This window comes from Modestobacter sp. VKM Ac-2982, assembly GCF_026967935.1.
In the GTDB taxonomy this organism is placed as follows: domain Bacteria; phylum Actinomycetota; class Actinomycetes; order Mycobacteriales; family Geodermatophilaceae; genus Modestobacter.
In genome coordinates this window covers 1,294,678-1,307,488 of sequence record NZ_JAPVBL010000001.1, presented here as the reverse complement: position 1 = coordinate 1,307,488, position 12,811 = coordinate 1,294,678, and the positions used below count along the sequence as shown (strand labels likewise).

General features: G+C 73.2%; 11 protein-coding genes and 1 pseudogene. 3 read left to right on the top strand and 9 right to left on the bottom strand.

What is annotated here, in order from left to right:
* Nucleotides 1–32: 32 nt before the first annotated feature.
* Nucleotides 33–431 carry a VOC family protein gene (locus O2W20_RS06440; RefSeq protein WP_269170899.1) on the top strand — a complete coding sequence of 133 codons (399 nt, stop codon included), beginning with the start codon at nucleotides 33–35 and terminating at the stop codon, nucleotides 429–431.
* A gap of 4 nt (nucleotides 432–435) precedes the next feature.
* Here O2W20_RS06440 and mdlC read toward each other — a convergent pair whose 3' ends face one another.
* Genes mdlC through O2W20_RS06415 form a run of 5 tightly spaced genes read right to left on the bottom strand, consistent with a single transcriptional unit; the run spans nucleotide 436 to nucleotide 5,574 of the window.
* Nucleotides 436–2,067 (bottom strand): benzoylformate decarboxylase, encoded by a 1,632-nt coding sequence (gene mdlC, locus O2W20_RS06435; RefSeq protein ID WP_269170898.1) that lies wholly within the window; start codon nucleotides 2,065–2,067, stop codon nucleotides 436–438.
* Nucleotides 2,068–2,069: 2 nt separating this feature from the next.
* Nucleotides 2,070–3,038, bottom strand: a complete 969-nt coding sequence (locus tag O2W20_RS06430; protein ID WP_269170896.1) for an ABC transporter substrate-binding protein — start codon at nucleotides 3,036–3,038, stop codon at nucleotides 2,070–2,072.
* Nucleotides 3,039–3,087: 49 nt separating this feature from the next.
* Nucleotides 3,088–3,951 carry an ABC transporter ATP-binding protein gene (locus O2W20_RS06425; protein ID WP_269170895.1) on the bottom strand — a complete coding sequence of 288 codons (864 nt, stop codon included), beginning with the start codon at nucleotides 3,949–3,951 and terminating at the stop codon, nucleotides 3,088–3,090.
* The gene (locus tag O2W20_RS06420) at nucleotides 3,951–4,739 is read right to left on the bottom strand and encodes an ABC transporter permease (protein WP_269170894.1); all 789 of its coding nucleotides are present in this window, start codon (nucleotides 4,737–4,739) and stop codon (nucleotides 3,951–3,953) included. Before O2W20_RS06420 ends, O2W20_RS06425 begins: the two co-directional genes overlap by 1 nt.
* Before the next feature lies 1 nt (nucleotide 4,740).
* Entirely contained in the window at nucleotides 4,741–5,574 is an 834-nt protein-coding gene (locus tag O2W20_RS06415) for an ABC transporter permease (protein WP_269170893.1), read from the bottom strand.
* A 222-nt stretch (nucleotides 5,575–5,796) separates the two neighbouring features.
* Between O2W20_RS06415 and O2W20_RS06410 the strand changes: the two genes are divergently transcribed.
* Nucleotides 5,797–6,603 (top strand): IclR family transcriptional regulator domain-containing protein, encoded by an 807-nt coding sequence (locus O2W20_RS06410; protein ID WP_269170892.1) that lies wholly within the window; start codon nucleotides 5,797–5,799, stop codon nucleotides 6,601–6,603.
* A 9-nt stretch (nucleotides 6,604–6,612) separates the two neighbouring features.
* Here the strand turns inward: O2W20_RS06410 and cimA are convergent, their stop codons facing one another.
* The 4 genes from cimA to serA all read right to left on the bottom strand — a co-directional run bounded on the left by cimA (nucleotide 6,613) and on the right by serA (nucleotide 12,233).
* Nucleotides 6,613–8,229 (bottom strand): citramalate synthase, encoded by a 1,617-nt coding sequence (gene cimA / locus O2W20_RS06405; RefSeq protein ID WP_269170891.1) that lies wholly within the window; start codon nucleotides 8,227–8,229, stop codon nucleotides 6,613–6,615.
* A 201-nt stretch (nucleotides 8,230–8,430) separates the two neighbouring features.
* Nucleotides 8,431–9,396: an NAD(P)-dependent alcohol dehydrogenase gene (locus O2W20_RS06400; protein WP_269170890.1), complete on the bottom strand. Its 966-nt coding sequence runs from the start codon at nucleotides 9,394–9,396 to the stop codon at nucleotides 8,431–8,433.
* Nucleotides 9,397–9,475: 79 nt separating this feature from the next.
* The gene (locus tag O2W20_RS06395) at nucleotides 9,476–10,495 is read right to left on the bottom strand and encodes a 3-isopropylmalate dehydrogenase (RefSeq protein ID WP_269170889.1); all 1,020 of its coding nucleotides are present in this window, start codon (nucleotides 10,493–10,495) and stop codon (nucleotides 9,476–9,478) included.
* Nucleotides 10,496–10,631: 136 nt separating this feature from the next.
* Entirely contained in the window at nucleotides 10,632–12,233 is a 1,602-nt protein-coding gene (serA, locus tag O2W20_RS06390; protein WP_269170888.1) for a phosphoglycerate dehydrogenase, read from the bottom strand.
* A gap of 160 nt (nucleotides 12,234–12,393) precedes the next feature.
* Between serA and O2W20_RS06385 the strand changes: the two are divergent.
* Nucleotides 12,394–12,811 (top strand): annotated as a pseudogene (locus O2W20_RS06385) (hypothetical protein); the annotation flags it as partial.

The window sequence follows — 12,811 nt, the reverse complement described above, 5'->3', positions numbered from 1 at the left end:
CGTGCGTCATCCCCAGGTCGCTACCGTGTGTCATGGCCGCCCGGATCACCGCAGTCGCCGTCAACTCCACCGACCCTGCCGCGCTCGCCCAGTGGTGGGCCGAGGTGCTCGGCTACGAGGTGCAGGACACCGACGATGACGGCGTGGTGACGATCGGCCCACCGGGGCAGGAGCCCAAGGGCCCACAGCCCGTGCTGGACTTCGTCCCGGTGCCCGACCCGACGCCGGGCAAGCGCCGGCTGCACCTGGACCTCAACGCCACAGACCGGTCGCAGGCCGAGGAGCTGGACCGGCTGCTCACCCTGGGCGCCACCCCGGTGGACGTGGGCCAGGGCCCGCTCACCGACGAGATGACCTGGCACGTGCTGGCCGACCCGGAGGGCAACGAGTTCTGCCTGCTGGCCAGCACGGTGGCGCCCCTCAGGGGTTGACCGCTCAGGGGTTGAACTCGGCCTCCGGGGCCACCTCGACGTCCAGCAGCAGCGGGGCGTCGAGGTCCCGCAGCCGGGGCAGCACGTCGTCCAGCACCTCCAGCAGCTCCTCGTGGCTGCTGATCCGCCGGGCCGGGCAGCCCAGCGCGGTGGCCAGGGCGGAGAGCCGGACCTCCGGGAAGCTCGGCCACGGCGCCTTCCCGGCCCCCTGCCGCTCGACCAGCTTGTCCATGATCGCGTAGCCGCCGTTGGCGAAGACGACGAACAGGACGCCGACGCCGTAGCGGGCCGCCGTCCACAGCGACTGGACGGCGTACATCGACGAGCCGTCGCCGAGCACCGCGACCACCGGCCGGTCCGGCCGGGCCATCCGGACGCCGATGGCGGCCGGCATCCCGAAGCCGAGGCCGCCCATGGCCACACCCAGGTACCCCAGCGGCTGCCGGGAGGGGACCATCTCCTCCAGCACCTGGCGGGTGGACGGCGACTCCTCCACCACCACCGTGTCCGGGTCCAGGCGCCGGGCGAGCTGGGCGTAGACGTGTGGGGCCCGCAGCGGCTCCCCCGGTGCCGGCGGTGGCACGGTGACCGGCGTCCGCGGTGGGCCGGGGGGCCGGCCGCGGTCGGTCACCCGCTCGGCGAGTGCGGCGCAGAAGACGCCCGGGTCGGTGAGCACGGCCAGGTCGGCGGGGCTCCGGTGCACCTCGGCCGGGTCCTGGCTGACCTGCACGATCCGGGCGCCGGGGTCGACGAACGGCCCGGGCTGGTAGGGGTACTGCCGGAAGGCCGGGCCGCCGACGACCAGCACGAGGTCGTGGCCGGCCAGCACCCCGCGCAGCCGCTCCCGGCCGGCGGGCAGCAGCCCCTGGTACTGCGGGTGGTCCTGCGGGAAGCCGGCCCGGGCGCCGAAGGCCTCCTGCCGCACCGGGGCGGCCAGCCGTTCGGCCAGCTGCACCAGCGCGGCCCGGGTGACGGCGGTGTCCGCGCCGGCGCCGACCACCAGCACCGGCGACCGCGCGCCGTCGAGCAGTTCGGCGACCTCGGTGACCGTCGCCTCGTCGACCCCCACCGGCCGCCGCACCACGGTCGCGGCGGCCAGCGGCTCGGCGTCGGACATCGGCTGCGCCCAGTCGTCCATCGGCACGACCACGATCGCCGGGCCGCGTCCGGTGACCGCCTCGTGGTGGGCCCGGGCGATCGCCCCGGGCACGTCCTGGGCGCGCACCGGCTGGTCGACCCAGACCGGGTAGTCGCCGGCCAGGCCGGCGAGCCGGCCGGCCAGGAAGGGCTCCAGGGCGAGGTGCCGCCGGTCCTGCTGGCCGACCACGACCACCAGCGGGGCCCGGTTGACCCGGGCGGTGGCCAGCGCGCCCACGGCGTTGCCCAGCCCCGCCGTGGTGTGCAGGTTGACCAGGGCCGGCCGGTCGTGGGCGATGGCCCAGCCGGTGGCGATGCCCACCACCGACCCCTCGTGCAGCGCCAGCACGAACTCGATGTCGTCGGGCAGCCCGGCGAGGAAGGGCACCTCGGTCGAGCCCGGGTTGGCGAACATCGTCGTCAGGCCGAGCCGGCGCAGCACGTCGAAGGTGACGTCCCGGACGGTGGGCACCGCAGGAGGGGTCGTGGGGTCGGGCACGGTCAGTCGGTCGCGAGCAGCGCGTCGACGTCGGCGGTCTCCTCGGTGATCCCGTACTCGGCCATCAGCTCGGCGACCGTCTCCATCGACTCCACGTTGATCTCCTCCGGGAAGGACGGGAGGGCGATCTGCTCGGCGGTCTCCGGTGTGATGCTGGTGTAGGTGGTGATGATCCGGCGCAGCTCGTCCGGGTTGTCCTGGGCGTACTGCAGCGACTCGGTCATCGCGGCCTGGAAGTCGTCGACCAGCTCGGGGTTCTCCGCCAGCATCTGCTCGGTGGTGAAGTAGGTCGCCACGGTGAGGTCCTCCACCGGCTCGGCGAAGTTGCGCACCACGGCCCGGGCGCCCTGGCCGGTCGCGACGGTGACGAACGGCTCGACCACCCAGGCGGCGTCCACGTTGCCGTTGGCGATCGCGGCCGGCATGTCCGGGAAGGGGAGCTCGACGAAGTTGACCGTCGAGGAGTCACCGCCGGCGTCCTCGACCGCCTTGCGGATCGTGACCTCGCCGATGTTCTTGAAGTTGTTCACCGCGACGGTCTTGCCGGCCAGGTCGGCGGCGGTCTGCACCGGGCTGTCGGCGGGCACGACGACGGCGGAGAAGTCGGTCTCCGGGTCGCCGGTGGAGGCGGTCCCGTTGGAGACGACCTGCAGCGGCAGGCCCTGCGTCTGGGCCAGCAGCAGGGAGGTCACGTTGCCGAAGGCGAAGTCGAAGTCCCCGGCGACCACACCGGGCACGGCGGCCGCGCCGCCGGACCCGGGCACCAGCTCCAGCTCGATGCCCCGCTCCTCGAAGAAGCCCTGCTCCTGACCGAGGTAGATGGGGGCGACGTCGATGATCGGGATGATCCCGACGGTGACCTGGGCCAGACCGCCCTCGGTGTCGGTGGCCGGCTCGTCGGACGAGCCGCCGCAGGCGGTGGCGGTGGTCAGCAGCGCGAGAGCGGTGATCGGGGCGAGCAGGCGACGCATGGTGGCTCCTTTGCCGGACGTGCGAGGTGGAGAGGGGGTGGAGCCTGGACTAGTGACCGGGGTCCGCGGCCACGGTGGGCTGCCCGGCCCGGTGGCTGCCGGTGGCGACCTCGTCGCGCTGGTGCTGGTCGCCCTTGCGGTGCTTGGCCAGCTGGATCTGCTCGTAGACGTGCCCGCGCAGGTCGGCGAACCGCGGCGAGGACCGGGTCTCCAGCTGGGTGCGCTCGTCGGGCAGGTCGATGGTGAGGTCCTCCATGATCACCGTCGGGGAGGAGGACAGCACGAGCACCCGCTGCCCCAGGTAGACCGACTCGTCGATGTCGTGGGTGACGAAGAGGATCGTCACCCCCAGCTTGTGCCACAGCGAGCGGATCAGGTCCTCGAGGTCGGCCCGGGTCTGGGCGTCGACGGCGGCGAACGGCTCGTCCATCAGCAGGACCTTGGGCTCGTAGGCCACGGCCCGGGCGATCGCCACGCGCTGCTGCATGCCGCCGGACAGCTGCCACGGGTAGGCGCTGTGCACGTCGGCCAGGCCGACGGCCTCCAGCGCGTCGCGCACCAGCTCCCGTCGGCGGGCCTTGTCCAGCTTCTTCTGCTTCAGCGGCAGCTCGACGTTGCCCTCGACGGTCAGCCACGGGTACAGGCTGCGGCCGTACTCCTGGAAGACCACCGCCATCGCCTCCGGCGGTCCGTCGACGCGGGCGCCGGCGAGGGTGACCGTGCCGGCGGTGGGCTCCAGCAGCCCGGCGATGCACTTGAGCAGCGTCGTCTTGCCCGCACCGGAGGGGCCCACGATGCAGACCAGTTCGCCGTCCCCGACGGAGAAGGTCAGGTCGCGGACGGCCTCCACGGTCCGGCCGGAGCCGGTGTAGGTCTTCTGCACGCCGGCGACGTCGAGCAGCGGCTGGGTCATCAGTTCTCTCCTCGCTGAGATCGGCGCAGGCCGTGGTACCAGCGCAGGCTGCGCCGTTCGAAGAGCTGGAACAGCAGGGACAGGACGAACCCGAGCAGGCCGAGCAGCAGGATGCCGCTCCACATCTCCGGGATGGCGAAGCTCCGCTGGAACTGGATGACGCTGAACCCCAGCCCGTTGGTGGAGGCGAACATCTCGCTGATGACCATCAGGATGATCGAGATCGACAGCGCCTGGCGCATGCCGGCGACGATCTGCGGGCTGGCCGCCGGCAGCACCAGGTGGCGGAGCCGGGCCAGGCCGGTGATGCCGTAGGACCGCGAGGTGTCGGACAGGACGTCGTCGACCGCGCGCACGCCCTCCACGGTGTTGAGCAGCACCGGCCAGACCGCACCGGAGACGATCACGATCACCTTGGCGGTGTCCCCGATCCCGGCGAACAGGAACAGGATCGGGATCAGCGCCGGCGGTGGGATGGCCCGGAAGAACTCCAGCACCGGCTCGGTGACCCGCCGCAGCGTGCGGTTGGCCCCCAGCAGCACCCCGAGCCCGACCCCGACGACGACCGCCCCGGTGTAGCCGATCGCCAGCCGGGTGACGCTGGGCAGCACGTCGGCGCGCAGGCGCTCGGAGAACCAGACGTCACCGAACGTCGTCAGGATGGTCTGCAGCGGCGGCGCGTAGTAGTTCGTGCTGTCCGCCGACCACACCCACCACAGCGTGACCAGGATGACGGGCAGGGTGAGCGCGAAGCCCAGCGTCCTGCCCCAGCGCAGCACCGGGTTCACGTCAGCCCCCCACGTCCGCGCGCACCGACGAGTGCCACGCCAGCGTCCGGCGCTCCAGCGCACGGGCTGCCAGGTTGACCACCACGCCGAGCAGGCCGGTGAAGATGACCAGGCCGTACACCAGCGGGACGGCGTTGGACGACTGGGCCAGCGCGATCTCCGCACCGAGCCCGGTGCCGATGCCCACCAGGCCGGCGGTCACGGCCAGGATCAGGGCGACCGCCGCACCCAGCCGCACGCCGGTCATCACGTACGGCAGCGCGGTCGGCCAGATCAGGTACCGGACCCGGGCCCAGCGCCCCAGGTGGTAGGACCGCGCCGTCTCCCGCGCCACCGGGTCGACGTCCTGCACCCCGTAGATCACCTGGATCAGGATCTGCCAGAACGAGGCGTAGACCACCAGCAGCAGCGTCGACTGCAGGCCCAGGCCCAGCAGCAGCACCGCCAGCGGGATCAGCGCCACCGACGGCACCGGCCGCAGGAACTCGATCGTCGAGGCGGTGAACCGGCGCAGCAGCTCGACGCTGCCGATCAGCAGGCCCAGGCCGATGCCGGCGACCAGCGCGATCCCGAGCCCGATCCCCCACGCCTGGACCGTCTCCGCGGTCGCGGCCCAGAAGCGGTCGGTGCCGGCCGCCTCCACCAGTGCTCGGACCATCTCGCTGAACGGCGGGAAGTACTCGGCCGAGACGATGCCGGTGCGGGGCAGCAGCTCGAGCAGCGCGGCGAACCCGACCAGCCCGCCCAGGCCGAGGACCGCCGACGGGAGTTCGGGACGGCGCCGGCGGACCGGCTCGGCACCCGCGCGGGCGGGGCGCACCTCCGTCGTGCTCATGGCGCTGCCTGGGTGAGCAGGTGCATCAGGTCCCTGTCCTCCACGGTGAGGGCGAGTGGTCGAACCTGTCCGCCGACGGGTGGCAGTCCACCGGGATCCCGCTACGGTGTGCGGCATCCGAACATGCGTTCAGGTGGAGAACGTAGGTCGTGAGGCCAGTCACGTCAACGCTCGTGCTGGAACCGTGATCGGGCGCCGAGGCAGCCGCCCGGGAGGAGTTCGATGGACGCGATGGCACCCGCCGACGGCGAGGGCGGCAGCGAGCGACCGGAGGCCTTCGTCCAGTCACTGGCGCGCGGACTCGCCGTCATCCGGGCCTTCGACGCCGAGCACACCCGGCTGACCCTCAGCGAGGTCGCCCGGGAGACCGGGCTCACCCGGGCGGCTGCCCGCCGGTTCCTGCTCACCCTGGTCGAGCTGGGGTACGTCCGCTCCGCCGGCCGGCTGTTCGAGCTGCGTCCGCGGGTGCTGGAGCTCGGCTACGCCTACCTGTCCGGGCTGTCCCTGCCCGAGGTCGCCCGCCCGCACATGGAGCAGCTGGCCGCCGAGGTGCACGAGTCGTGCTCGCTGTCGGTGCTGGACGGCGACGACATCGTCTACGTCACCCGGGTGCCGACCAAGCGGATCATGACCGTCGCCATCAACGTCGGCACCCGGTTCCCGGCTCACGCGACCTCGATGGGGCGGGTGCTGCTGGCCGCCCAGCCGGAGGCCGACCGTGAGCGCTACCTGCGGACCGCACAGCTGACCGCACTGACCCGGTTCACCGTCACCGAGCCCGACCGGCTCCGCCGGGCGCTTGCCGAGGCCCGCGACCGGGGATGGGCGCTGGTGGACCAGGAGCTCGAGGAGGGGCTGCGCTCGATCGCGGTGCCCGTGCGGGACGGTGACGGCGCCGTGCTCGCGGCGATGAACATCTCTGCCTCCGCCCGGCACAGCACCCCGGACGCGGTCCGCGACGACCTGTTGCCCGCGCTGCAGGCCGCCGCCCGGGAGATCGAGCTGGACCTGCGCCGCAGCCCCGGCTGACCGGGTCCCTCAGCGGCGCCGCACCGCATAGGTGAAGGCGTCGACCAAGGCGTGCCAGGAGGCCTCGACGATGTTGTCGTGCACCCCGACGGTGGTCCACTCCCCCACCCCGTCGGTGCTGTCGACGAGCACCCGGGTGGTGGCGCTGGTGCCGCCGTTCCAGCCCAGGATGCGCACCTTGTAGTCGGCCAGCGAGACGTCGGCCAGGTGCGGGTACCGGCTGACCAGGGCCTGCCGCAGCGCGTTGTCCAGCGCGTTGACCGGGCCGTTGCCCTCGCCGGTGCTGATCACCCGCTCCGTCGTCCCGTCCTCCTTCGGCACGTGCACCTTGACGGTGGCCTCGCTGACGACCACCCCGTTCCCCCAGTGCTCGACGGAGGTCCGGTAGCTCTCCAGCTCGAACAGCGGCGCCGGGGCCCCGGGCAGCTCGGCGCGCAGCAGCAGCTCGAAGGAGGCGTCGGCGGCCTCGAAGGACCACCCGTCGGCCTCCAGCACCTTGACCTGGTCGACCACCCGGCCGATGGCGTCGGCCTGCCCGGCCAGGTCCACCCCCAGCTCGCGCCCCTTGAGCTCGATCGAGGCCCGCCCGGCCATCTCGGTGACCAGGATGCGCATGTCGTTGCCGACGACGGCCGGGTCCAGGTGGTTGTACAGCTCCGGGCGCACCTTGATGGCGCTGGCGTGCAGGCCGGCCTTGTGCGCGAAGGCCGAGGCGCCGACGAACGGCTGGTGGTCGTCCGGGGCGATGTTGGCCAGCTCCGCGATGGCGTGGCTGACCCGCTTCAGCTCGGGCAGGCACTCGGCCGGCACCACCGGCAGCCCCATCTTGGTGACCAGGTTGCCGATCAGCGCGAACGTGTCCGCGTTGCCGGCCCGCTCGCCGTAGCCGTTGGCGGTGCCCTGGACGTGCGTCACGCCGGCCTCGACGGCGGCCAGGCTGTTGGCCACCGCGCACCCGGTGTCGTCCTGGCAGTGGATGCCGAGCTTCCCGGTGGTCCGCGCACGGACGTCGGCGACCACCCGGCCCACGCCCATCGGCAGCATCCCGCCGTTGGTGTCGCAGAGCACGCCCACCTCGGCGCCGGCGGCGAAGGCGGCCTCCAGCACCGCGACGCCGTGGTCGGGGTCGGCGGCGTAGCCGTCGAAGAAGTGCTCGCAGTCGACGAACACCCGCCGTCCGTGCCCGACCAGGAAGGCGACGGTGTCGGCGACCATCGCCAGGTTCTCCTCGGGCGTGGTGCGCAGCGCCTCGCGCACGTGCCGCACGTCGGACTTGGCCACCAGGCACACCACCGGGGTCTGCGCGTCCAGCAGCGCACGCACCTGGGGGTCGTCCTCGACCCGGACGCCGACCTTGCGGGTGGCGCCGAAGGCCACCAGCTGCGCGTGCCGCAGGTCCAGCTCGGTGCGCGCCCGGGCGAAGAACTCGGTGTCCTTGGGCAGCGCCCCCGGCCAGCCGCCCTCGATGAAGCCGACCCCGATCTCGTCGAGGAGCCGGGCGACGGCGAGCTTGTCCGCGACGGACCAGCTCACGCCCTCGCGCTGGGCGCCGTCGCGCAGGGTCGTGTCGAAGACGTGGAAGTCGGTCGGGTCGAGGTCGAGCTCGGTGGCGGGGTGCGTGGCCACGGTGTCTCCCGGGTCGGTTCGGTACTGGGCCCAGACACGAAAAAACCTCCCGGGGTACGGGAGGTTGCGCGCAGTCCGGGGAGGTGACTGCGCGCTAGCTGATGATGATCGTGCGGGTGGCGTCCATCACCACCAGTGAAGCACGGCGGGCGTGCGTCATGGAACCGCCGTCTCACGCCCTGGGACGCCGGGAGCGCGCGGTCACCCCACGTCGACGACCACGCTGCCGGTCTTCTGCCCGCTGTCGACGTACCGGTAGGCCTCGACGATCCCGGACAGCGGCCAACGACGTTCATCGAGGACCGGCCGGAGCTCGCCGGAGGCCAGCAGGTCCCGCAGGTGGGCGGGGAGGGCTGGGTCCTGGAGCGGGACCGGGAAGACGACCCGGCGCCCACGGGAGAGCGGCGTGACCAGGGCCAGCACCGGGTTCTGCCAGAACCGGCCCAGGTCGGTGGAGACGAAGCGGCCACGGGGTCGCAGGAGCCGACGGCACCGGCGGAAGGAGGTCTTCCCCACGGCGTCCACGACCACGTCGTAGCGGTGCGGGTCGGCGAGGAACTCCTCGGTCGTGCGGTCGATGACCCGCTCGGCGCCCAGCCCCCGGACCAGGTCGGCCCGGGACCCGTCGCAGACGGCGGTGACGTGCGCGCCGAGGACGCGCAGCAGCTGGACCGTGGCCGAGCCGATCGCCCCGGTGGCGCCGTACACCAGGACGTCCTCGCCGGGCTCGATCCGGGCCCGGCACAACACCGCCACCGCGTAGTGCGCGCCCTCGGTGGCCGCCGCGGCGACGTCGTCGGGGACGCCGTCGGGCACCCGGGAGAGGAAACCGTCGGCGGGGACGGTCAGGAACTCCGCGTGCGCACCGAACCGTCCCTCGACGTAGCCGAACACCCGCTCCCCGACCCAGCTGTCCGGCACACCGGCCCCCACGGCCACGACCTCACCGGCGAACTCCGTGCCCAGCACGGTCGCGCGCGGACGGGGCACCCCGGTGAGCAGCCGGGTCAGCCTGGGGGTGCCGGCCCGGTACGCGGAGTCCGTGCGGTTGACCGTGGTGCAGCGCACCCGCACCAGCAGCTCGCCGGGGCCGGCGACCGGCGTCGGCACCTCGGCGACCCGGACGAGCTCCGGCGGGCCATAGCGTTCGCGCACCGCAGCCAGCACGGCGGTGACGGTAGCGGCGGGACCGGCCGGCGGACACCCCTTCGTGGCCGCGGCGAGCAGGCCGCGCCCCGCCGGGTCGTCAGCCGGACAGTGCGGCCAGCCGGTCGCCGATCTCGGTGGTGCGGATCGGCGCCTTCGGGTCCCGGGTCGAGAGGTCGAAGGCGACCGCCGCGTTGACCTTCTTGGCCAGCTCGGGCCGGCCCAGGTGCTCCAGCAGCAGCCCGACCGACAGCACGGTCGCCGTCGGGTCGGCGATGCCCTGCCCGGCGATGTCCGGCGCGGAGCCGTGCACCGGCTCGAACATGCTCGGGTTGGTCCCCGACACGTCCAGGTTGCCGCTGGCGGCCAGCCCGATCCCCCCGGTGACGGCGGCGGCCACGTCGGTGACGATGTCGCCGAAGAGGTTGTCGGTGACGATGACGTCGTAGCGGCCCGGGTCGGTGATGAAGAACATCGCCGCGGCGTCGACGTGCTGGTAGGCCACGCTGACCTCGGGGAACTCGGCGGAGAGCTCCTCGACGGTGCGCGACCACAGCGAGCCCGCGTGGGTGAGCACGTTGGTCTTGTGGATCAGCGTGAGGTGCTTGCGCGGCCGGGCGACCGCCCGCTCGAAGGCGTACCGGACGACGCGCTCCACGCCGAAGGCGGTGTTCAGGCTGACCTCGGTGGCGACCTCGTGCGGGGTGTCCCGCCGCAGCACGCCGCCGTTGCCGACGTAGGGGCCCTCGGTGCCCTCGCGCACGCAGAGCATGTCGATCTCGCCGGGCTCGGCCAGCGGGCTGCGCACACCGTCGAACAGCCGGGCCGGGCGGAGGTTGACGTGGTGGTCGAGCTCGAAGCGCAGCTTGAGCAGCAGCCCGCGTTCCAGGATGCCGCTGGGCACACCCGGGTCACCGACGGCGCCGAGCAGGATCGCGTCGTGCTGGCGCAGCTCCTCCAGCACCGAGTCCGGCAGCAGCTCACCGGTGCGGTGCCAGCGGGCGGCTCCCAGGTCGTAGGGGGTGCTCTCGATGTCCGGGGCGACCGCGCCCAGGACCTTGAGGCCCTCGGCCACCACCTCGGGACCGATGCCGTCTCCGGGTACCACTGCCAGGCGCATGAGGCCAGAGGTTAGTGGGCGCCCGGCCCCGGCCTCACACCCGCCACCCGCACCCGCCGGATCGCCCCGGGGACCACGAGGCCGCGCCGTCCTCGTGGGACGGCGCGGCCGGTGGTCGCGCTGGGTGCGGGGTGGGTCAGTTCGGGTTGAGGTCGGCGGCCCGGACCTGCCGGGCGCCGATCCGCTGGCCGATGTCGGCCAGCAGCTCGCCGCTGACCGGGCTGTCGACGGTCACGGCCATCAGCGCCTCGCCGCCCTGGGTGGTGCGGCTGACCTGCGCTCCGGCGATGTTGACCCCGGCCTCCCCGAGGGCGGCTCCCACCGTGCCGACGACGCCGGGGCGGTCGGCGTAGACGAAGAACAGCAGGTAGCCGTCGGCCGCGAGGTCGATCTCGAAGCCACCGACCTCGGTCAGCTTGGGCACCTGGTTCTTGCCGTAGAGGGTGCCGGAGACGGTCACCTCGGTGCCGTCGGCCATCGCCCCCCGCACGGTGATCAGGTTGCGGTAGTGCGGGCTCTCCGTGCTGCTGGACAGCGTGACGTCCAGGCCCCGCTGGTCGGCCAGGAGCGGCGCGTTGACGTAGGTGACCGGCTCCTCGACGACGTCGGAGAAGACGCCACGGAGCACCGCGAGCTGGACGACCGAGACGTCGAACTCGGCGATCTTGCCCTGGACCTCCACGTTCACCGACTGGGCGAGCCCACCGGCGACCGCGGTGAACACCCGGCCGAGCTTCTCGGCCAGCGGCAGGCCGGGGCGGACGTCCTCGGCGACGATGCCGCCGGCCTGGACGTTCACCGCGTCGGGCACGAAGTCGCCCTGCAGCGCCAGGCGCACGCTCCGCGCGACGGCGGTGCCGGCCTTGTCCTGGGCCTCGGTGGTGGAGGCGCCCAGGTGCGGGGTGACGACCACGTTCGGCAGCCCGAACAGCGGGCTGTCGGTGCAGGGCTCCTTGGCGTACACGTCGATGCCGGCGGCACCCACCTGGCCGGACTGCAGCGCCTCGGCCAGGGCGGCCTCGTCGACCAGCCCGCCGCGGGCGGCGTTGACGATGATCACGCCCCGCTTGGTGGCGGCGAGCTGGTCGGCACCGATGAGGCCGAGGGTCTCGGGGGTCTTGGGCAGGTGGACGGTGATGAAGTCCGACTCACGCAGCAGCTCGTCCAGGGACACCAGGCGGACGCCGAGCTGGGCGGCCCGGCCGGGCTGGATGTAGGGGTCGTAGGCGATCAGCGTGACGCCGAAGGCGGCCAGCCGCTGGGCGACCAGCACCCCGATCCGACCCAGCCCGACGACGCCGACGGTCTTCTCGGTGACCTCCACGCCGGTGAACTTCGACCGGGCCCACTTCCCCTCGCGCAGCGAGGCGTCGGCGGCCGGGATGTGCCGGGCAGCGGCCAGCAGCAGTGCGACGGCGTGCTCGGCGGCGCTGACGATGTTGGAGGTCGGCGCGTTGACGACCAGCACACCGCGCTCGGTGGCCGCGGGGACGTCGACGTTGTCCAGGCCGATCCCGGCTCGCGCGACGACCTTGAGCTGCGGCGCCGCCGCGAGCGCCTCGGCGTCGATCTGGGTGGCCGACCGGATCAGCACGGCCGACGCGTCGGCCAGCGCGGGCAGCAGGACACCCCGGTCGGCGCCGTCGACGTGCCGGATCTCGACGTCACCCCCGAGCACCTCCAACACGCTGGGCGCGAGCTCTTCGGCGATCAGGACGACGGGCGTGGTCGTGGTCACGGCTCCACAGCGTAGGGACGCCGTCGACCCCGCGACGCGCCGGTGTCCACCGGTCCCACTGGGTGGACACGACGGGTGGACCCCCGTGCTTGCCCGGCCCTCCCGGCACCGCCAAGCTGACGGCGAAGCGCCGGTGCCACCGGCCTCGTCGGAGGAGATCATGAGCAGCGACCGGGACGACGCCCAGGGCCGTCACGAGACGACCCCGTTCGGCCAGCAGCCGGAGGACGGAGCGCAGCCCCCGGCTCCCGGGTCCACCGGCTCGACCGCCTTCGGTCAGAGCTCCGAGCCCGGGGAGCAGCCGGGCCAGCCGCAGGACGAGCACGACCCGTACGGCCAGCCCCAGCACGGCCAGGACCCGTACGGCCAGCCCGAGTACGGACGACCGCAGTACGGGCAGGGTCAGTACGGCCAGCCACAGCACGGCCAGGACCCGTACGGCCAGCCCGAGCACGGCCAGCCGCAGTACGGGCAGCCCCAGTACGGGCAGCCGCAGTACGGGCAGGACCCCTACGGCCAGCCTCAGTACGGGCAGGGACAGCAGGGGCAGGCGGCCTACGACCAGGGCACGTACGGGC